The organism is Cryobacterium sp. TmT2-59 (assembly GCF_004403545.1).
Lineage (GTDB): Bacteria > Actinomycetota > Actinomycetes > Actinomycetales > Microbacteriaceae > Cryobacterium > Cryobacterium shii.
This window is the reverse complement of the sequence record NZ_SOGM01000058.1, coordinates 81,582-101,317: the sequence shown is the minus strand read 5'-3', so window position 1 is coordinate 101,317 and position 19,736 is coordinate 81,582. Positions and strand designations below refer to the sequence as shown.

Annotated in this window: 20 protein-coding genes; 10 read left to right on the top strand and 10 right to left on the bottom strand. The window is 71.1% G+C overall.

Annotation, left to right across the window (positions count from 1 at the left end; genetic code table 11):
- Positions 1-143: 143 nt before the first annotated feature.
- Genes E3T24_RS09780 through E3T24_RS09760 form a run of 5 tightly spaced genes read right to left on the bottom strand, consistent with a single transcriptional unit; the run spans position 144 to position 5,806 of the window.
- Positions 144-944 carry an enoyl-CoA hydratase gene (locus E3T24_RS09780; RefSeq protein WP_134366262.1) on the bottom strand — a complete coding sequence of 267 codons (801 nt, stop codon included), beginning with the start codon at positions 942-944 and terminating at the stop codon, positions 144-146.
- Positions 941-1,891, bottom strand: coding sequence for a 3-hydroxyisobutyrate dehydrogenase (mmsB, locus tag E3T24_RS09775; RefSeq protein WP_134434557.1), 951 nt, complete (start codon positions 1,889-1,891; stop codon positions 941-943). Before mmsB ends, E3T24_RS09780 begins: the two co-directional genes overlap by 4 nt.
- Entirely contained in the window at positions 1,888-3,060 is a 1,173-nt protein-coding gene (locus E3T24_RS09770) for an enoyl-CoA hydratase/isomerase family protein (protein WP_198416007.1), read from the bottom strand. The genes mmsB and E3T24_RS09770 overlap by 4 nt, the downstream gene beginning before the upstream one ends.
- Positions 3,057-4,235, bottom strand: coding sequence for an acyl-CoA dehydrogenase family protein (locus tag E3T24_RS09765; RefSeq protein WP_134366260.1), 1,179 nt, complete (start codon positions 4,233-4,235; stop codon positions 3,057-3,059). The genes E3T24_RS09770 and E3T24_RS09765 overlap by 4 nt, the downstream gene beginning before the upstream one ends.
- 2 nt (positions 4,236-4,237) lie before the next feature.
- Positions 4,238-5,806 carry a CoA-acylating methylmalonate-semialdehyde dehydrogenase gene (locus tag E3T24_RS09760; RefSeq protein ID WP_134434556.1) on the bottom strand — a complete coding sequence of 523 codons (1,569 nt, stop codon included), beginning with the start codon at positions 5,804-5,806 and terminating at the stop codon, positions 4,238-4,240.
- 94 nt (positions 5,807-5,900) lie between these two features.
- Between E3T24_RS09760 and E3T24_RS09755 the strand changes: the two genes are divergently transcribed.
- From E3T24_RS09755 to E3T24_RS09745, 3 genes are read left to right on the top strand one after another with little or no spacing between them, the layout of a single operon-like run.
- The gene (locus E3T24_RS09755; RefSeq protein ID WP_134434555.1) at positions 5,901-7,343 is read left to right on the top strand and encodes an FAD-linked oxidase C-terminal domain-containing protein; all 1,443 of its coding nucleotides are present in this window, start codon (positions 5,901-5,903) and stop codon (positions 7,341-7,343) included.
- Positions 7,340-8,158 carry an electron transfer flavoprotein subunit beta/FixA family protein gene (locus tag E3T24_RS09750; RefSeq protein ID WP_134434554.1) on the top strand — a complete coding sequence of 273 codons (819 nt, stop codon included), beginning with the start codon at positions 7,340-7,342 and terminating at the stop codon, positions 8,156-8,158. Before E3T24_RS09755 ends, E3T24_RS09750 begins: the two co-directional genes overlap by 4 nt.
- A gap of 29 nt (positions 8,159-8,187) precedes the next feature.
- A complete protein-coding gene (locus E3T24_RS09745) occupies positions 8,188-9,216 on the top strand; it encodes an electron transfer flavoprotein subunit alpha/FixB family protein (RefSeq protein WP_134366256.1) in 1,029 nt (342 codons plus the stop codon).
- Between the two features lies 1 nt (position 9,217).
- Here the strand turns inward: E3T24_RS09745 and E3T24_RS09740 are convergent, their stop codons facing one another.
- Positions 9,218-10,075: a TIGR00645 family protein gene (locus E3T24_RS09740; protein ID WP_241976082.1), complete on the bottom strand. Its 858-nt coding sequence runs from the start codon at positions 10,073-10,075 to the stop codon at positions 9,218-9,220.
- A gap of 58 nt (positions 10,076-10,133) precedes the next feature.
- Here E3T24_RS09740 and E3T24_RS09735 point away from each other — a divergent pair, with 58 nt between their 5' ends.
- Positions 10,134-11,663 (top strand): HAMP domain-containing sensor histidine kinase, encoded by a 1,530-nt coding sequence (locus E3T24_RS09735; RefSeq protein ID WP_241978675.1) that lies wholly within the window; start codon positions 10,134-10,136, stop codon positions 11,661-11,663.
- On the top strand, positions 11,660-12,334 hold the full coding sequence (locus E3T24_RS09730) for a response regulator transcription factor (RefSeq protein ID WP_134366253.1): 675 nt from the start codon (positions 11,660-11,662) through the stop codon (positions 12,332-12,334). The genes E3T24_RS09735 and E3T24_RS09730 overlap by 4 nt, the downstream gene beginning before the upstream one ends.
- 37 nt (positions 12,335-12,371) lie before the next feature.
- On the opposite strand, the gene E3T24_RS09725 is transcribed toward E3T24_RS09730, so the two are convergent.
- The 4 genes from E3T24_RS09725 to E3T24_RS17345 all read right to left on the bottom strand — a co-directional run bounded on the left by E3T24_RS09725 (position 12,372) and on the right by E3T24_RS17345 (position 15,003).
- The gene (locus E3T24_RS09725; protein WP_134402483.1) at positions 12,372-12,878 is read right to left on the bottom strand and encodes a hypothetical protein; all 507 of its coding nucleotides are present in this window, start codon (positions 12,876-12,878) and stop codon (positions 12,372-12,374) included.
- Between the two features lie 134 nt (positions 12,879-13,012).
- A complete protein-coding gene (locus E3T24_RS17355; RefSeq protein WP_166789196.1) occupies positions 13,013-13,516 on the bottom strand; it encodes a hypothetical protein in 504 nt (167 codons plus the stop codon).
- Positions 13,517-13,984: 468 nt separating this feature from the next.
- A complete protein-coding gene (locus E3T24_RS17350; RefSeq protein ID WP_160141003.1) occupies positions 13,985-14,617 on the bottom strand; it encodes a transporter in 633 nt (210 codons plus the stop codon).
- A 59-nt stretch (positions 14,618-14,676) separates the two neighbouring features.
- On the bottom strand, positions 14,677-15,003 hold the full coding sequence (locus E3T24_RS17345) for a hypothetical protein (protein ID WP_166787097.1): 327 nt from the start codon (positions 15,001-15,003) through the stop codon (positions 14,677-14,679).
- 127 nt (positions 15,004-15,130) lie between these two features.
- On the opposite strand from E3T24_RS17345, the gene E3T24_RS09710 reads away from it, so the two are divergent.
- From E3T24_RS09710 to E3T24_RS18005, 5 genes are all read left to right on the top strand, one after another.
- Positions 15,131-15,613, top strand: coding sequence for a molybdenum cofactor biosynthesis protein MoaE (locus tag E3T24_RS09710; RefSeq protein ID WP_241975815.1), 483 nt, complete (start codon positions 15,131-15,133; stop codon positions 15,611-15,613).
- Positions 15,614-15,696: 83 nt separating this feature from the next.
- Complete coding sequence (locus E3T24_RS09705) at positions 15,697-15,990, top strand: DUF2249 domain-containing protein (RefSeq protein WP_241978674.1); 294 nt, start codon at positions 15,697-15,699, stop codon at positions 15,988-15,990.
- Positions 15,991-16,032: 42 nt separating this feature from the next.
- Complete coding sequence (locus E3T24_RS09700; RefSeq protein WP_241978673.1) at positions 16,033-17,148, top strand: hypothetical protein; 1,116 nt, start codon at positions 16,033-16,035, stop codon at positions 17,146-17,148.
- Positions 17,145-18,398, top strand: coding sequence for a hypothetical protein (locus E3T24_RS18010; protein WP_241978672.1), 1,254 nt, complete (start codon positions 17,145-17,147; stop codon positions 18,396-18,398). Before E3T24_RS09700 ends, E3T24_RS18010 begins: the two co-directional genes overlap by 4 nt.
- The gene (locus E3T24_RS18005; RefSeq protein WP_241978671.1) at positions 18,395-19,624 is read left to right on the top strand and encodes a multicopper oxidase domain-containing protein; all 1,230 of its coding nucleotides are present in this window, start codon (positions 18,395-18,397) and stop codon (positions 19,622-19,624) included. Before E3T24_RS18010 ends, E3T24_RS18005 begins: the two co-directional genes overlap by 4 nt.
- Positions 19,625-19,736: the final 112 nt, after the last annotated feature.

The following is a 19,736-nucleotide window of genomic DNA, read 5'->3' as shown; positions in this document are numbered from 1 at the left end:
GCCGCCGTTCAGCCGCCCCACGCTGAACGAATTCGACGGAGATTTTGGCCGAAACGGGCCGGAAACGGCCTGAAAAGCACATTTACGGCAGAATCTCCGTCGAATTGGTTCGCCGCCGACACAGGTTAGGGGCGCGCGGGCGGTCAGCGGTTCTCGAAGCGGGGGGCGCGCTTCTCCAGGAAGGCCGCCATTCCCTCCTTCTGGTCGGCCAGGGCGAAGGTGGAGTGGAAAAGCCGGCGCTCGACGTGCACGCCCTCGGCGAGGGTGGTCTCGAAGGCGGCGTTGACCGCCTCCTTGGCCAGCATCGCCACCGGGGCGGACATGCCCGCGATCGTCGCCGCCGTGGCGAGGGCCTCGTCGAGCAGCCGCGTGGCGGGGACGACCCGGGCGACGAGGCCGCAGCGCTCGGCCTCCGCGGCATCCATCGTTCGCCCGGTCAGCACCATCTCCATCGCCTTGGCCTTGCCGATGGCCCGGGTCAGGCGTTGCGAACCGCCGATGCCGGGGATGACGCCGAGCCTGATTTCCGGCTGGCCGAAGACGGCCGTGTCGGCGGCGAGGATGAAGTCGCACATCATCGCGAGCTCGCAGCCGCCGCCGAGCGCGTGGCCGGCAACGGCGGCGATCAGGGGGGTGCGGAGGCGGGTGAGCGCATTCCAGCCGGCGAACCAGTCGGCCGCGTACATGTCCTGGTAGGTCTGCGGGGCCATTTCACGGATGTCGGCCCCGGCGGCGAACGCGCGCTCGGACCCGGTGAGCACGATCGCGCCGATCTCCGGGTCCCGGTCGAGCCCCGTTGCCGCGTCGACGACCTCGTGCATCAGGGCGTCGTTCAGGGCGTTGAGGGCCTTCGGCCGGTTGAGGGTGATCAGGCCCACCCGGCCCCGGCGCTCCAGGATGATGTGCTCGTACCCGGTCTCGCGGATGCCGTCGGTGCCGCTCATGCGCCGGCCGTCCGGTCGGATTTCGCCCTGATGTCGTTGATGATCGCCGAGAAGTCCAGGCCGGCGCCGCCCTCGTCGGCGAAGCGGCGGTACACGCCCGCCGCGACCGGGCCGAGCTCGGCCGCCACGCCGGTGGCGTCGAGGGCGTTCAGGGCCAGGCCGAGGTCCTTGGCCATCAGGGCGCCGGCGAAGCCCGGCTGGTAGTCGCGGTTGGCGGGGCTGGTCGGTACGGGCCCGGGAACCGGGCAGTTCGTGGTGAGGGCCCAGCACTGGCCGGACGCGGCGGAGGCCACGTTGAAGAGCGCCTGGTGGGTCAGCCCGAGCTTCTCGCCGAGCACGAAGGCCTCGCTCACGGCGATCATCGAGATGCCGAGGATCAGGTTGTTGCAGATCTTGGCCGCCTGCCCCCTGCCCGGTCCGCCGCAGTGAACGATCCGGGCGCCCATCACCTCCAGCACGGATGTCGCCGCGGCGAAGTCCGCGTCCTCGGCGCCCACCATGAAGGTCAGGGTTCCCGCCTCGGCCCCGGCGACTCCGCCGGAGACCGGGGCGTCGAGGCCCCGTCGGCCGGCGCTGACGACGAGGTCGTGGGCCGCGCGGGCATCCGCGACGTCGACCGTGGAACAGTCGATGAAGAGCGTGCCGGCGTCCGACGCGGCGAGCAGGCCGCCGCCCGCAGCCGAACCGGCACCGTCGCCCTGACCCTCGTTCTCATCCTCGTAGGCGCCGAGCAGGTGCCGCCCGTCGGGCAGCATGGTGATCACGATGCGGGCGCCCCGGGCCGCGTCGGCGGCCGAGTCGGCGACCCGGATTCCCTTCGCCCTGGCCTGGGCGAGGGCCTCGGGCACCAGGTCGAACCCGGTGACGGTGTAGCCGGCCCCGACGAGGTTGGCGGCCATGGGACCGCCCATGTGGCCGAGCCCGATGAAGGCGATGCGTGTGCTCATGAGGCGCTTCTCCTGGTGCTGTCGGTGGTGCGGGTGCTGGTGCTGGTTCGGGTGCGGGGTGTGTCGTGCGGGTGCGGCCGGCCCCGGGCGGACAGGTGCAGCCCGGCCAGGTGATCTTCGTGGGCGGTGAGGGGGGCGAAGCAGGCGGCGACGGCATCCGTGCTGACCTCGTCCAGCGTGGCCGGCGACCATCGGGGGCGGCGGTCCTTGTCGATCACCTGGGCCCGGATGCCCTCCTGCATCTCGGTGCCCTCGAGGAAGCGCAGGGAGACCCGGTATTCCTGCTCCAGCACCGCCTCGAGGCTGGGGAGAGCGCGCGCCCGGCGCAGCGACGCCAGGGTGACGGCGAGCGCGGTCGGCGACTTGGTGCGGATGAGCGCGGCGGCCGCCTGCGCCGCTTCCACGGGGGAGCGCTGCAGCGCGGCCAGGATCTGCCGGACGTCGTCGAAGGCGTAGCACTCGTCGATCCAGTCCCGCTCGGCGAGCAGCGGCGCGGGCGGGGGAGTGTCGGCGACCGCGGCAACCGCCTCGGCGGCTCCCCGGCCGGACAGCGAGCGGATCAGCTCCGGCAGCCGGTCGCTCGGCACGAAATGGTCCGCCAGCCCCAGCATGATGGCATCGGCGCCGGTGGCGAAGGCGGCGGTCAGGGCCAGGTGGGTGCCGAGCTCACCGGGCGCGCGGGAGAGCAGGTACGTTCCGCCGACGTCGGGCACGAAACCGATGCCGGTCTCCGGCATCCCGAGCCTGGTGCGCTCGGTGACGACACGGATGCCGCCGTGGCCGGAGACGCCGACCCCGCCGCCCAGCACGATTCCGTCCATCACCGCCAGGTACGGCTTCGGATAGCGGTGGATCTGCGCGTTCATCCGGTACTCGTCGGCGAAGAACCGGGCGGCGTCGGCGCCGCTGCCCTGGGCGCCGCGGTAGATCGACACGATGTCACCCCCGGCGCAGAGACCCCGCTCGCCGCTGCCGGTCAGCAGCACCGTCTGAACCTCGTCGTCGTCGGTCCAGCCGGTGAGCACGGCCGAGATCCGGGTGATCATCGCGTGCGTGAGGGCGTTCATCGCGGCCGGGCGGTTCAGGATGATCTGCCCGACCCGCCCGGAGCGGCGCAGCAGGATCTCCGGCTCACTCACCTCCGGCTCGCTCAGGACCGGCCCGCTCACGACCGGCCCGCCTGCTGTGGCGCGGGCTTCGGCGCGGCCGGCTGTTCTGTGAGGGCCCGGCCGATGATCAGACGCATGATTTCATTGCTGCCTTCGAGGATCTGGTGCACGCGCAGGTCGCGGACAACCTTTTCAATGCCGTAGTCGGCGAGATAACCGTAGCCGCCGTGCAGCTGGAGGGCGCGGTTCGCCACCGAGAAACCGGCATCCGTGGCGACGCGCTTGGCCATGGCGCAGAGCCGCACCCGGTCGGGCGCGCCCCGGTCGAGGGCGTCGGCGGCCCGCCAGAGCAGGGTGCGGGCGGTCTCCAGCTCGGTGTCCATGTCCGCGAGCTCGAACAGGAGGGCCTGCCGCTCGATCAGCGGCGCGCCGAAGGCCGAGCGCTCGGTGAGATAGCGCACGGCCTGGTTCAGGGCCCACTGGGCGCCGCCGAGTGAGCAGGCGCCCATATTGATGCGGCCGCCGTTGAGGCCCTTCATGGCGATTCCGAAGCCATCGCCCTCGGCGCCGAGCCGATTGCCCACCGGCACCCGCACGTTGTCGAGGATGACCTGCCGGGTGGGCTGCGCGTTCCAGCCCATCTTCTTCTCGTTGGCGCCGAAAGACAGCCCCGGGGTGCCGGCCGGCACCACGATCGCCGAGATCCCGCCGCTGCCGGGGTCGCCGGTGCGCGCCATCACGATGTAGACGCTGGATGCGCCCGCGCCCGACACGAATTGCTTCACCCCGTTCAGCACGTACTCGTCGCCGTCCCGGTCGGCGCGGGTGCGCAGGGCGGCGGCGTCGGATCCGGCGTCCGGCTCGGTCAGGCAGTAGCTGCCCAGCGACTCCATCGACGCCAGGCCGGGCACCCACCGGCGGCGCTGGTCGTCGGTGCCGAAGGTGTCGATCATCCAGGCGACCATGTTGTGGATGGACATATAGGCGGCGATCGAGGGGTCGCCGTGGGCGAGCTCCTCGAAGATCAGGACGGCGTCCCGGCGGGAGAGCCCGGAGCCGCCGACATCCTCCCGCACGTAGATGCCGCCCATGCCCAGGGCGCCGGCCGCCGCGAACACGTCGAGCGGGAAGTGCTTGGTCTCGTCCCGGGTCACGGCCTGCGGCGCCAGCGACTCCGCGGCGAAGGACCGCACCATGTCCACGATGGCATGCTGTTCATCCGTCAGCTCGAACATGTTCAACCCATCTGGGGGATGACGAAGCTGGCGCCGGCCCCCGTCTCGGCGGTCCGGCTCCCGGGGTCCCCGGGGGTTGCTGTGCCGGGGCCCGCTGCGCCGGAGCGCAGGGCCCCCGCGGGCCAGCGGGAGGTGACGGTCTTGGTCTTCGTGTAGAAGCGGAACGAATCCGGGCCGTGCTGGTTCAGGTCGCCGAACACCGACCTCTTCCAGCCGCCGAACGTGTGGTACGCGATGGGCACGGGGATGGGCACGTTCACGCCCACCATGCCGGTGTTCACCCGGGTGGTGAAATTCCGGGCGACGTCGCCGTCGGCGGTGTAGATGGACACGCCGTTGCCGTACTCGTGCTCGCTCGGCAGCCGCAGGGCCTCCTCGTACGTGTCCGCCCGGGTCACGATCAGCACCGGCCCGAAGATCTCCTCCCGGTAGATGCGCATCTTCGGGGTCACCCGGTCGAAGAGGGTCGGGCCCATGAAGAAGCCGTTCGGGAAGCCGTCCGGGCGGAAGCCGCGGCCGTCCACGAGCAGTTCGGCGCCCTCCTCGACCCCGATCCGCACGTACTCCTCGACCCGGTCGAGCGCCGGGCCGTTGACGAGGGGGCCGTAGTCGCTCGTAGCGTCGAGGCTATGCCCGACCTTCAGCGCCCCGATCCGCTCCGTGAGCTTCGCCACCAGGGCGTCGGCGGTGTCCCGGCCGACCGGCACGGCCACGGAGATGGCCATGCAGCGTTCGCCGGCCGCGCCGTAGCCCGCCCCGATCAGGGCGTCTGCGACCAGGTCCAGATCGGCGTCCGGCATGATGATCATGTGGTTCTTGGCGCCGCCGAAGCACTGGGCGCGCTTGCCGTTGGCCGCGGCCTGGGTGTAGATGTGCTGGGCGATCGGGGTCGAGCCGATGAAGCCCAGGGCCTTGACTCGGGGGTCTTCCAGGAGCGTGTCGACGCTCTCCTTGCCGCCGTTGACGACATTGAAGACGCCCGCCGGCAGCCCCGCCGCCAGGAACAGCTCGGCGAGCCGGAGCGGCACGGAGGGGTCGCGCTCCGACGGCTTCAGGATGAACGCGTTGCCGCTGGCCAGGGCGGGTCCCGCCTTCCAGAGCGGGATCATCGCCGGGAAGTTGAACGGGGTGATGCCGGCGACCACGCCGAGGGGCTGGCGCATCGAGTACACGTCGATGCCGGTTCCGGCGCCGACGCTGTACTCGCCCTTGAGCAGGTGCGGGCCGCCGGCCGCGAACTCGATCACCTCCAGTCCGCGCTGGATGTCGCCGAGGGCATCCGCCACCGTCTTGCCGTGTTCGGAGGAGAGCACTCGCGCCAGCGAGTCCATCTCCTTGTCGATCAGTTCGAGGAAGCGCAGCAGCACCCGGGCCCGGCGCTGCGGAGTCCAGGAACTCCACTCGAGCTGCGCCTCCTCCGCGACGGCGATCGCGGCCTCGGTCTCGGCCCGGTTCGCGAGCGGAACCCGCGCCTGCACCTGCCCGGTGTTCGGGTCGAACACGTCGGAGAAGAGCCCCGAGGTGCCGCGAACATGCCGGCCACCGATGAAATGCGTCAATTCGCGAACCATGAAAAACCTGCTCTCCCTGCGACGGATCGTGCTGCCGTCACCAAGGTACTAGGAAGTCCTAGCATTTACTAGGGCTTCCTAGTATGTTGGGGCGATGACCACCGATTCGATCCGGAACACGGCGCAGGACACGGGGCGGCGAGAGCTCCTCGCCCTCCTGGTGCAGGCCGTCGGAGCCGCCCATGTGCTGACCGACCCGGACGTGACCGAGCAGTACCGCCGGGACATGCAGCCGCTGGTGGGAGCCGGGCGTCCCCTGGCCGTGGTGCGGCCGGCCTGCACCAGCGAGGTGGCCGCGGTGATCGTCGCCTGCACCCGCCACGGGGTGCCCGTCGTGCCGCGCGGCGCCGGTTCCGGGATGACCGGTGCCGCGAACGCGCAGGACGGCGCCGTCACCATCCTGACCTCGCGGATGACCGCGATCCTGACCATCGACGCCGCGGCCGGGTACGCCGTGGTGCAGCCCGGCGTGATCACCCTCGACCTGATCCGGGCGGCCGAGGCGGCGGGCATGTTCTACGCGCCCGACCCCACCTCCAGCGACTGGTGCACCATCGGCGGCAATCTCGCCAACGGGTCCGGCGGTCCACACGGCTCCAAATACGGGGTGACGGCGGATGCCGTGCTCGGCCTCGAGGTCGTGCTCGCCTCCGGGCGGGTGCTCGCCACCGGCCGCCACACCCTCAAGGGCGTCACCGGCTACGACCTCAACCGGATCTTCGTGGGCTCCGAGGGGACCCTGGGCTTCATCACGCAGGCCACCCTGCGGCTGACCCGCCGCCGCCCCGCGCTGACCACCGCCGTGGCGGCGTTCGCGAGCGTCGAGGAGGCCGGCCGGGCAGTCACCGACTTCATCGCCACCGGCCAATCCCTGGCCCTGCTGGAAATCATGGACCAGTCCTGCTTCGCCGCCGTCGAGACGCACCTGGGCAGCCGGCTCCTGGACGAGGGCGGCACCCCGGCCGCCGTGCTCTTCGCCCAGAGCGACAGCGGCACCAGGGCCGAACTCGCCGCCTTCGAAGACGCGGCCTGCGCCAACGGCGCCATCCTCTCGTTCCAGACCGACGACCCCGCGGAGGGTGAGATGATCATGGGCTACTGGCGCGGGCTCGAGGCGGCGCTGGAACCCCTGGGGACCTGGATCCTGCACGAGGTGACCGTGCCCCGGGACCGGCTGGCGGCGCTGATCCTCTCCGCCGCGGACATCGCCGCGGAGACCGGCGTCTTCGTGGGCGTGCACGGCCATGCCCAGGACGGCACCGTGCACCCGATGATCGTCTACCGGCCCGACGCCGAGGGCGCGAGCGAGCGGGCCGGGCAGGCGTACCGGCTCATCCTCCAGGCCGCCCTCGACCTCGGCGGCCCGGTCACCGGCGAACACGGCATCGGCCGGATGAAGACCGAGTACCTGGCGGATGCCCTCGGCGAGGTGGGCCTCGAGGTGCACCGGGCGATCAAGGCCGCCCTCGACCCCGGCGGCACCTTCAACCCCGGGTCGATGTTCAGTTTCGGCCCGGAAGAGCGGAGAACGTCATGAATATCGTCGTGCTGGTCAAGCAGGTCCCGGACACCTACGGGGAGCGGACGCTGCGGGAGGACGGCCGGATCGACCGCGAGAGGGGCACCCCGGCCCTGGATGAGATCGATGAGCGCGCCCTCGAGGTTGCCCTGCGACTGCGGGAAACCGCCGGGGGTGAGGTGACCGTGCTCACGATGGGACCGCCGGAAGCCGTCGTGGCGCTGCGGAAAGCCCTCGCGATGGGTGCCGACCGGGCCGTGCACGTCTGCGACGAGGCCCTGGCCGGCTCGGATGCGCTGCAGACCGCCGCCGTGCTGGCCGCCGCCGTGCTGGCCGCGGCCGTGCGGGCCACAGCCGCCCCTGGCGCCGCCACGTTCGACCTGGTCGTCGCCGGCAATGAATCGACCGACGGGCGCACCGCCGCGGTGCCCGCCATGCTCGCCGAACGGTTGGGCCTGCCGCAGCTGACCTTCCTCGGCTCGGTGGCCGTCGACGCGGGAATCGTCACCGGCCTCCGCATCACGCCGGAGGGCACGACGGAACTGTGCGCGGCTCTGCCCGCGGTGATCTCGGTGACGGAGGGCAGCGCCCAGCCGCGCTTCCCCAATTTCAAGGGCATCATGAGCGCCAGGTCCAAGCCGCTGACGACCCTCACCCTCGCCGACCTCGCCGACCACGGCCTGGTCGAGGCCGAGGCCGGCGGTGCGAACTCCTGGTCGCTCGTCTGCACGGTGACCGCCCGGCCGGCCCGCGCGGGCGGCACCGTCATCAGCGATGACGGCACCGGCGGCAGCCGCATCGCCGCCTTCCTGGCCGCGGCCAACCTGATCTGACTGATCTGACACGGACGGAAGACACGCCGATGGGACGAATTCTGGTGCTCGCCGAGCACAACACGGGCACGCTGGACACGGTGACCCGCGAACTGCTCGCCGCCGCGGCCCGGCTCGGTGAACCGGCCGTCGTGCTGCTGACCGGGCCGGGAGCCGGCCCGGCGCTGGCCGGCCAGCTGGCAGGGTGGGGTGTCACGGATGTCTACCTCGCCGAGAGCACGTACGCCGGCACCCGGCTGACCACTCCCGCCGTCGCGGCGCTCGAGGCGGCGGTGCGCCTGGCCCGGGCCGCCGGCGCCGAGGTCTCCGGGGTGCTGATCGCCGGGACCATCGACGGGCGGGAGGTCGCGGCACGGCTGTGCGTGCGGCTGACCGCCGGTCTGATCAGCGACGCGGTCGACGCCCGGCTGCGGGACGGTGTGATCGTGGCCACCGTGCCGGTGCTCGGCGGCGCGTACACCGTGGAGGCCGTGGCCAAGGGGCTGGCGGTCGTGACGGTCCGTCCCCACAGCATTGTCGCCGACGGCATTCCCGGCAGCGTTCCCGACCGTGATGTTCCGGGTGGCACAGTGACAGCCCCGATCCGGCTTGAGATCGACGCCGAACTGGAACGCGGGCGCGGAGCGGAAATCGTCGCCGTGCATCCGCGTCCGGCCTCCGGCATCCGGCCCGGCCTGACCGAGGCGAGTGTCGTGGTCTCCGGCGGGCGCGGCCTGGGCTCGGACGAGGGCTTCGGCCTGGCCGGCGACCTGGCTGACCTCTTCGGCGGCGCCGTCGGGGCATCGCGGGCCGCCGTGGAGGCCGGGCTCTGCGAGCCCGGCCTGCAGGTCGGCCAGACCGGCGCGACCGTGACCCCGGAGCTCTACATCGCCCTGGGCATCTCCGGGGCCATCCAGCACCGTGCCGGCATGCAGGGGGCGGGCACGATCATCGCCGTCAACAAGGACGCGGACGCGCCGATCTTCGCGGTAGCGGATTTCGGGGTCGTCGGGGACGTCTTCACCGTCGTGCCGCAGCTGATCGAGGCCGTCGTGGCCCACCGGGCCGCCGCAGGGTGACCTAGAATCTGGCGAGCAGCTCCATTTTCTTGGTTTCGAACTCGGCGTCGGTGACGACCCCGGCGTCCCGGAGCTGCCCCAGCTGGAGGAGGTGGCCGGCGGCCGCGCCGGAGGCGAGGACGCGGGCATCCGTCACCGACCGCGGGGCGGCGTCGAGCGCGAGCGGCGCGGGACCGGGTACCAGCGGGGCGGGGGTGAGCGCTGCGCCGGCCGGTACCGGGGCAGGGCCGTGCGGGGTGCCCTGGGACATCCGGTCGATCCAGGCCAGGGCGATGGCCGAGACGATGAAGACCATGTGGATGACGACCTGCCAGAGCACGCCGTCCCAGGTGTAGACGTCGCCGGTGATGCTCTCCTGGCCGTCGGTGGACGTCGAACCGCGGGCGGCGAGGTCGCCGACCTCAATGAAGGTCTTCAGCAGGTGGATGGACGAGATGCCCACGATGGCCATCGCGAGCTTGACCTTGAGCACGTTCGCGTTGACGTGGGAAAGCCACTCGGGCTGGTCGGGGTGGCCGTCGATGGCGATGCGCGAGACGAACGTCTCGTAGCCGCCGATGATGACCATGATCAGGAGGTTGGCGATCATGACCACGTCGATCAGGCCCAGCACGCCGAGCATGATCGTTGCCTCTTCGATCACGATCCCGTCCGGTCCCGGGTGTGTGAATGCGTGGATGACGCCCTCACCGAGGTGGATGAGTTCGACCATGAAGACGATCACGTAGATGATCTGAGCAACGATCAGGCCGATGTAGAGCGGGGCCTGGAGCCAGCGGCTGAAGAAGATCATCAGGCCGACGCTCTTCACCCACTGGGATTGCTGGCGGAAAGGGAGCTGGCTGGAGGTTTCAGTCACCGAACCATCGTAGGGGGAGGCCGGATGGGAGATCCCTGTATCCAGTAGCGTTGGTCGGGTGAGCGGGAAGCCAGCGCGGGCCGGAACGACCGAGGGTGCCCCCGGCGCCCCCGGCCGGCGACCGCACCGCGCCGGCCGCCGCCCCGGGCCGCGGCGGCCGATGCTGTCCGTGCGGGTGCGCATCCTCGCTGCGATCCTGCTCGTCGCGGCGGCCGGCCTGTTCGCCTCGGGTGCGGCCGCGTCGCTCGTGCAGCGCGAACGCACCCTCGACTCCGTCGACAGCGCGCTGACCGCCGAAGTCGGCGAGGCCCGGTTCATCGCCACCGAGTCCGGCTCCACCTCCCTGGACGCGGTGCTGGCGGCCGTCGTGCAGCAGGTGCGCCCCGGCACGAACGAAACCACCCTCGCGATCATCGACGGCGCCGCGGCGCTCGCCCCGGGCGGAGACGTCGACTTCCGGCTGGAGGACGACCGGGCCTTCGTCGACCGGGTGACGGCCGAGACCTCGTCCGGACAGGTCGTTCGTGGCACGCTGGTTCTGCCGGGCCAGACCGTGCGCTACGTGGCCGCCCCCGTGACCGTGGCGGGGGACGCCGCCCGGGGGATCTTCGTGGCCGCCTTCGACGTCGATGCAGAACTCGAGCCGGTGACGGATGCCCTGGGCACTTACGTCCGCGTGGGTCTTGCCGCCTTCGTCGTGCTGGGCCTCGTCGGCTGGCTGGTGTCGGGGAGGCTGCTCCGGCCGATCCGTTCCCTGCGCGAGGCCGCGGCGAGGATCACGGCCTCCGACGTGAGCGAACGGATCCCCGTGAACGGCCACGACGACGTGTCCGACCTGACCCGCACCGTCAACGGCATGCTCGACCGCCTGGAGGGGGCCCTGGTCGCGCAGCGCCGTTTGCTCGAGGACGTGGGCCACGAACTCAAGACCCCGATCACGATCGTGCGCGGCCACCTGGAGCTGATGGACCCGGCAGACACGGCCGACGTGATCGGCACCCGGGTGCTGGCCATCGACGAGCTCGACCGGATGAACGTCCTGGTGCGGGACATCTCGGTCCTGGCTGAGGTGCAGCGGCCGGCCGGCCTGACCCGCGCGCCCGTCGACATCGCCGCCCTCACCGAGCAGGTGCGCACCAAGGCCTCCGCGCTCTCCGGCCATCGCTGGGCGACCCCTGAGGCGGCGCACGTCGTCGCGTCGGTCGACGCCGGCAAGCTCACCCAGGCGCTCCTGCAGCTGGCGGCCAACGCCGTCAGCCACGGCGCCGTCGACGGCACCATCGAGATCGGCAGCGCCGTCGGCCGGGGCACCGGGGGCGAGTCCCGCCTCCGTCTGTGGGTGCGGGGCGGCGGGCCGGGGATCGAGGCCGAGGCGCAGGAGCAGATCTTCGAGCGCTTCCGCCGCGGCAGCGCCGGGCGCGGTGAGGCCGGCTCGGGACTGGGTCTCGCCATCGTGCTGGCCATCGCCGAGGCCCACGGCGGGACCGCCACCGTGGCCTCCCGGCCCGGGCACGGAGCCACTTTCACGATCGACCTGCCCATCCCGCCGGCCGAAGCCGGCCACGCACCGACGGAGACCAGCCCGTGAGCCGCATCCTGATCGCCGAAGACGAACTCCGGATCTCATCCTTCATCGAGAAGGGCCTCGCCGCGGCCGGCCTGGCCACCGTGACGGTCAGGTGCGGCACCGACGCCCTCGATTTCGCCCTGACCGGCGACTTCGACCTGCTGCTGCTGGATATCGGGCTGCCAGGAATCGACGGCTACGAGGTGCTGCGGCGCCTGCGGGCCGAGGAGTGCACCCTGCCGGTGATCGTGCTCACGGCCCGGGACTCGGGGGAGGACGTACTCGCGAGCCTGGGTGGTGGAGCGAACGACTACATGGCCAAGCCGTTCCGGTTCGACGAGTTGCTCGCCCGGGTGCGGCTGCGCATGACGGATGCCGTGCGGGCGACCGGTGCCGTGCCGGTGGTCGAGGCGGCACTGGAGGTCACGGGACTCCGGCTCGATCTGCGCACGCGACGCGCGGCCGTCGGCGATCGGCAGGTCGACCTGTCGGCGAGGGAGTTCGCTCTGGCCGAGGAATTCCTGCGCAATCACGACCAGGTGCTCAGCCGGGAACAGCTGCTCAGCCGGGTGTGGGGCTACGACTTCGACCCCGGGTCGAACATCGTGGACGTGTACGTCGGGTACCTCCGGGCCAAGTTCGGCGCCGGGAGGATCGAAACGGTCAGAGGAATGGGCTACCGGCTGCGCTGAGAGAAGCGCGGGCCGATAGCCCAACCGGGGTGCCTGGCTAGTCGTCGGTGTCGCTGCTGTGGCCCGAGTCGTCGCCCTCGTCTGAACCGTGGTCTGCACTGTCGTCTGCACTGTCGTGTGCGGAGTCGTCGGAGTCGTCGCTGTGACCGGCTTCGTCGGTCGCGTCGTCGGTCGTGTCTTCGGTGGTGTCGCTGTCATCGGACTCGTTTTCGGACTCGTCGTCGGTGCCGACCGCGGCGTCGCCGTCGTCATCCGTCGCGGACTCGTTCTCGGTCTCTCCGACCTCGGTCGTTTCCTCGTTCGTATCGTCGCCCGAGTCGCCGATTACGGCGTCGCTCGCGTCAGCGCCGAGTTCGCCGATGGAGTTGTCGTCGAGGAGATCAGTGGTCTCGACGACCGAGGTGTCGTCCGAGACGCTCGAGGTCGGTACGGGGTCGCTGCCGGCTCCCGGGTCGGCCTGGGCGGCAACGATGCCGATGGACATGAGCCCGGCGAGTCCGAGGGTTGCCAGAATGATGGACTTCTTCTTCGTCATCTGCGGCATGCGCTGACCTTTCGTTTGCGTCGGTAAACCGACGTTCGGTGCGTGGCGGGGTGCGTCTCCACCCCTTCACTGTGGGGTGCCGGGATGAGGCGGGCACGAGAGGGCTGTGAGAGCTCTCTTAGATTCGGGGGTCGTCAGTCCTCGGGGGAGGAACCGTCATCGTCGCCGTCCTCGGACACGACCACCGGGGCGGGGGCAGGCACGAGTTCAGGCTCCGCGGCATCCGTGTCGGAGTCGGTGTCAGTGCCGCTGCCGGTGTCGCTGGCGCTGGCGCTGGCGCTGCCGGCGCCGGCGCCGGCGCCGAGGTCGGTCGACTCGGGGACGTCGCTCGGGCCCGGCGTCGTTCCGGGGGCGGCAACCGGTGGCGCGGCGGGGTCGGTGCCCAGGTCAGCATTGCCCGGGACCGCGCCGACCTCGACCGTGCTCACCTCGACCGTGCTCACCTCGACCGTGCTCACCTCGACCGTGCTCACCTCGACCGTGACGGGCGGAACCCCGAGCGGGGTACCCGGCAGGTCGGGCAGGACCAGGGCGCTGACCATCGACGCCGAGGCAGCGGCGGCGACGAGAACGGCCAGTCCGACGCCGCCGAAGAGCAGGAACCGTGAGCGCCGCGGTGTCCGGGCATGCGTTGTCATCGTGCCTCCACGGCTGTGCGACGGTTGTGCTGAGGCTGTGCCATCGGCTGTGTCTTGATCCTACGAGGCCGGGCCCCGGACCCGGGTGAGAATGCTCTTAGACCCGACTCCCCGGTGGTCGGGGTGGGCGTCGCACATGACTCCTGCAGAACCCAGTCGGCCGCACCGCACCCTGATTTCGGGCCGTTTCGCGGAATCTGCAGAAGTTATGCCCCGGGGCTCCTCCGGCCCGGGGCTCCGGCTGGGAGCCGCGCCCTACCCCGGGGGGTAACTCAGGAAGATCCGGCGGGACCACCCGCTGCACCCGCTGCGTGCCTGGCGGAGGCGGCTCGCGGCATCCGTTTCTCCTGAGTTAGCCACACAGAGCAACGCGCACCCTCTGCATAACTCCTGCAATCTGGTCGCCCAGGGCCCAGTCCGGCCAGTCATTGCGCGGATGTCCCCGAGCGGCATCACGATTTGCAGGAGTTATGCCCGGGCAAGAGCGGAGACCGAGCTGCGGGACCGCACCAGCAGGTTCACCGAGCGCCCGGCGATGCTGCCGATGATCACGGTCACCAGGGTCAGCGACAGGTATCCCCAGAACGGTTGGGCGGGGCCCCCGGCCAGCTTCAGCCAGTGCAGCGCGTAGGTGCCGCTGGACGCGACCGTGAACGTGAAGGCCCAGAAACCGAGTGTGAACGGCAGCCGCCAGTAGGTGCCGATCAGGGCCGCCTGCACCGCGATCAGCAGCACGAAGGTGCCCAGCAGCAGGTACTGAATCGTGTCGAGCCGGCCACCGGTGAACGCGAACCACGCGTTGCCGGCCACCGCCGGGGGAGCGGAGAAGATCGCGAACGTCGGCACCAGGGCCGCGGGCAACGCCGGCCGGAACACCATCCGGGCCGGCACGATCGTGCCGAGGAGAAGCCAGAAGAGCACCCCGACGCCGATGCCGGCCACGGAGAGCCCGGTCCAGCCCGCGCCTGCGGCGGACTGGCCGAGGATCAGGAAGACGGCGACGGTGGGCAGCAGGTACCCGGCGTGCACCGCGTCGATGTTGCGGTTCCCCGCGGCCAGCCCGGCCACGAAGCGCGCGCCCAGAACCACCGCGAGCCCCATGCATGCCACAACGAGAATATGACCGGCGAGAGGCGTGGATGCCGCGAAATGTGTCCCGATCAGCATCCCACTGACGGCGCGAGGGTCGCGAACGCGCCCTGAACCGGGTGGTCGAGGTCGGCCCGGATGCCGCCGCCCCGGTTCCGGCTCCGCAGCAGGTAGTTGCCGATCACACCGGTCCAGGCGGCCAGCGCCACGAACCAGAGCACGTCGCCGATCAGGGCCGGAGTGCCCAGGGTGTCCCCGGCCATCGTCCAGGTGCCGGCGAGGCCGGACAGGCCGAAGGGGATGCCGAGGCTCGACAGCGGGGCGCGGCCGACGGGCAGCCCCCGGGTCTGGCCTGAAGGGATCGGATCGGCATCCTGGGGGCCTGATTGTGCGATCACGTGCGCGAGCTCCTCGGTCGGTTCGCCGTGCAGCCGACGGCCTCACGAACATCCTCGATGCTTCGTGAACGGATGCCAGGGCACGGCGGCCGCCGACCGGGTCCCGGCCCCGGGCTACTCTGGACCTGTGAATTCAGGACGCACGAACGACGCCCCCGCAACTCCGCCCGCCGCCGCGACCCCCGCCGAGAACGGGTTCGCCCGGGTCACCGAGGCCCCCCTCGACGTGGCTGAACACGTGCGGGTCGTCTCGACCGGCTCGTGCGGGGCCGTCGTCACTTTCATCGGCCAGGTGCGCGACCACGACCCCGACGCGGCCGGGCAGGTGACCGGGCTCGATTACAGCGCGCATCCGGATGCCGGCCGCATCCTGTCCGAGATCGTCGCCCGGTTCCGCGCCGAATACCCGCAGGTGAACCTGGCGCTCAGCCACCGGATCGGTCACCTCGATGTGGGCGACCTGGCCCTGGTCGCGGCCGCGGCGAGCGCCCATCGCGGCGACGCCTTCACGGCGTGCGAGCGGCTGGTCGAGTGCGTCAAGGCCGAGGTGCCGATCTGGAAGAAGCAGTACGAGGCCGACGGGTCGACCGGCTGGGTCGGCCTGGCCTGATTCCGCGTTCGATTTATTAAAACGGACGTGTATCCTCTTTATTAGAGCGCGGCGTGGTCGTGCCACCGAGGAGGATGCTTCCCATGACTGCCGAACCCATTGCCCTGAGCTCCGCGCACACCTGCACCTGCAACCACGATGACGCCGCCGAGGCCATCGTGCTCGACGGCCGCACCATCCCGCATGCGGTGCGCCACGCGGCGATCTTCGGTGCGCTGGACGCGATCCAGATCGGTTTCGCACTCGACCTGATCGCCCCGCACGACCCGCTGCCCCTGCTGGCTCAGTTGGAGAATACCCGTCCCGGCGCGTTCTCGGTGTCGTACCTGGAACGCGGTCCGGAGGCCTGGCGCATCCGTTTCACCCGCGTCGCCTGACCGCCGCGTACCCTACGTCAGACCGAGCACCCGATACCCGTCGTGAATCGACACCCGCGCCGCGCCGGCTGGCGGATGGCCCTTCTCCTGCTGGGCGGCATCGCCCTTTTGGCGGGGCTTGACGGGGCGCTGCTGCTGCTGGGCCTGCCGGCTCCGGTCGTCACCGCGCGGCTGGCCGATGTGCACGGACCCCTGATGGTCTTCGGCTTCGTGGGAAGCGTGGTCGTGCTCGAGCGGGCCGTCGCGATCCGGCGCGCCTGGGCCTTCCTGTCCCCGGCCTTCCTGGGCCTCGGCGGGCTGGCCCTCCTGTCGCCGCTGCCCGTCGTGATCGGGCAGCTCGCCTTCCTGGCCGGGTCGGCCATGCTGCTGCCGATCTACCGGGAGATCTGGCGGCGTCAGGCATCGACCGCCACGGCGGTGCAGTCGCTCGGGGCGCTGCTGGGCGTGAGCGCCACCGTGCTCTGGCTGGGGGGTGCCCCGGTCCCGCACCTGGTGCCGGCCATGACGCTGTTCCTGGTGCTCACAATCGCGGGCGAACGCCTCGAACTCGCTCGCATCTCGCCCTCCGTCGACGAGCGGGCCGAATCCTGGCTGCTGGCCTCCGCACTCGTCCTGACCGGGGGCGTTCTCGTGGCGCTGGTCTGGCCCGGGATCGGCTATCCGATCCTCGGGCTCGGGATGCTGGCGGTCGTGGCCTGGCTGTTCCGGCACGATGTGGCGACCCGGCTCGTGCGCGGCGTGGGCCTGCCGCGCTACATTGCCGTGTGCCTCCTGGCCGGCTACGCCTGGCTGTTCGTGGTCGGCGCCGTCTGGGTTCTCGCCGGGCCGGCCTATTCCGGCCCGGCCTACGACGCCGTGCTGCATGCCGTCTTCCTGGGCTTCGTGATGTCGATGATCATGGCGCACGCGCCCACGATCCTGCCCGCGGTGCTGCGCCGGCCGCTGCCGTACCGGCCGGTGCTGTACGCGCCGGCACTGTTGCTGCACGCCTCGCTGGTGGTGCGCATCCTGCTCGGCGACGCGCGCGGCCTGCCTGAACTGGTGCAGTGGGGCGGCGTGGCCAACATCGCGGCGGTGCTGCTGTTCGTGGTGCTGGCCGTGGTGTCGGTGCTGCTCGGCGTGCCCGCCCGAAAGACAACAACGAAAGTGATCAGATGAGCCGTCGATTGTGGCACCTTCTCACCGGGCTGCTGGTGCCGGCCTGGCTGGTCCTCACCGTCGTGGCGGTGCTGTTCCACCGCTTCCTGCCGGTCGCGCCCTGGCTGATGGTGCACCTGTTGCTGCTGGGCGCGGTCAGCACCGCCATCCTCACCTGGAGCCAGCACTTCGCCGACACCCTGCTGCGGCGGAGCGCCCCGGGCGGCCGGGCCTCGATGGGCGTCCGGCTCCTGACCCACACCGTGGGCGCGGCGCTCGTCGTGGCCGGCATGGTCGGCGGCTGGTGGCCGCTCGTACTGGTCGGCGGCAGCCTGGTCGGGGCCAACGCCCTGCTGCATGCGGGCATCCTGTTCGCCCAGTCGCGCGGGTCGTTGCCGGCCCGCTTCGCGCCGCTCGTGCGCTACTACCTGGCGGCCGGCGTCGCCCTGTCGATCGGGGTGACCCTGGGCGTGCTGATGGCGCGCACCGACGAGGGGGAGCCCTTCGAGCGCCTCTTCGTCGCCCACATCGGTCTCAACCTGCTCGGCTGGGTCGGCCTGACCGTCATCGGCACGGTCGCCCTGCTCTGGCCGACCGTGCTGCACGCCCGGGTGCAGACCACGCGGGCATCGGCCCGCGGCACACTGCCGCTGCTCCTCGCCGGGCTCGCGGTGCTCGGCCTCGGCGCGCTGGCCGATCAACGTCTGGTCACCGCCCTCGGCGCCCTGCTCTACCTGGTCGGCCTCGGGCTGGTCCTGGTCGAGGCCGTGCGCCTGGGCCGCACGTCCCCGCCGACCACCTTCGCAAGCTGGAGCATCGGTGCCGCCCTGGCCTGGTTCTTCCTCTGCGTGGCCGGGTTCGGACTGCTCGTGGCGTTCGCTCCCAGCTGGGTCGCCGCGGCGGACCGGCTCGAGCAGCTCGTCCCCGTGTTCGCGGTCGGTTTCGCCGCGCAGATCCTGCTCGGCGCGCTGAGCTACCTGCTGCCGGTGGTGCTCGGCGGCGGCCCCCGGGTATCCCGCCCCACGGCCCGGGAGCTCGACCGTGGCGCGCTGTTCCGGGTGATCGTCGTCAACGGCGGCCTGGTGCTCTACCTGCTGCCGGTGCCCAGCCTGGTCAGGGTCACCCTCTCCCTGCTCGTCGTCGGCACCCTCGCATCCTTCCTGGTCTTGATGACCCGGCCGCCGCGGGGATGGCGAGCGGGGCGGCATCCGCCGGGGTCTCGGCCAGCGGCCACGCGACCGGGCACACGACCCGAGTGGACGTCAGGATGAAAGACACCCGTTTCAGCCCGGACCGGATCGAGATTCCGGCCGGCGACACCCTGGTGATCACCCTGACCAACGCCGACGACATGGTGCACAACCTCGTGCTCGCCACCGGCGTGGTCTCCGGTTCCGTCGCTCCGGGAACGAGCAAGGATGTCACCATCGGCGTCGTCGGAACGGATATCGACGGCTGGTGCTCGATCGCCGGGCACAAGCTGCTCGGCATGACCCTCACCGTCGTGGCCGTCGGCGCGGACCCTGCCGGGGACGCGGCCATGCCGGCGGGCCACGCCTCCGCCGGCGGGGAATCGTCGGCGGCGGACGACCTCGACCTGATGAAGAAGCCCGCGGCCGACTTCACGGCACGCGACGCCGTGCTGCCGCCGGTATCCGTGCAGACCGGGTCCACGCCGAACGGGTCCACGCCGACCGTGCACACACTGACCATGCGGGTGAAGAACGTCACCACCGAGGTGTCGCCCGGCGTCACCCAATCACTCTGGACGTTCAACGGCACGGCCCCCGGACCGACCCTGCACGGCCGGGTCGGCGACGTCTTCGACATCACGTTCGTCAACGACGGCTCGATCGAGCACTCGATCGACTTCCACGCCGGCGCTCTGGCGCCCGACAAGGCAATGCGCAGCATCGCACCGGGGCAGAGCCTGAGCTACCGGTTCACCGCCACCAGCTCGGGAATCTGGCTCTACCACTGCTCCACCATGCCCATGTCGGTGCACATCGCGAACGGCATGTTCGGTGCCGTCGTCATCGACCCGGCCGGACTGACCCCGGTCGACCGGGAATACGTCCTGGTGCAGTCCGAGCTCTACCTCGGCGCGCAGGGCGGCGAGGCCGACGCCGACAAGGTGGCGGCCCAGTTCCCCGATCTGGTGGTCTTCAACGGCATCGCCAACCAGTACGGTGCCCGGCCGCTGACCGCGAAAGTCGGGGAGCGGGTGCGCGTCTGGGTGCTCGACGCCGGCCCGAACGTGGGCAGCTCCTTCCACGTCGTCGGCGGCCAGTTCGACACCGTGTTCAAGGAGGGGGACTACCTGCTGCGCGACGGCGGCAGCACCGGAACCGGCGGTTCGCAGGTGCTCGACCTGGCCGCCGCCCAGGGTGGCTTCGTCGAGCTGACCTTCCCCGAGGCCGGCAGCTATCCCTTCGTCAGCCACGTCATGTCCGACGCCGAAAAGGGCGCTCGTGGCGTCTTCCAGGTCACGCCGTGAACGAATTCGACGGAGATTTTGGTCCCACAAGCGCAAAGCGGGCGGTTTCGGGCCCAAATCGGCAAAATCTCCGTCGAATTGGTTCAGGGGCGACCCGCGGGCACCGAGTTTG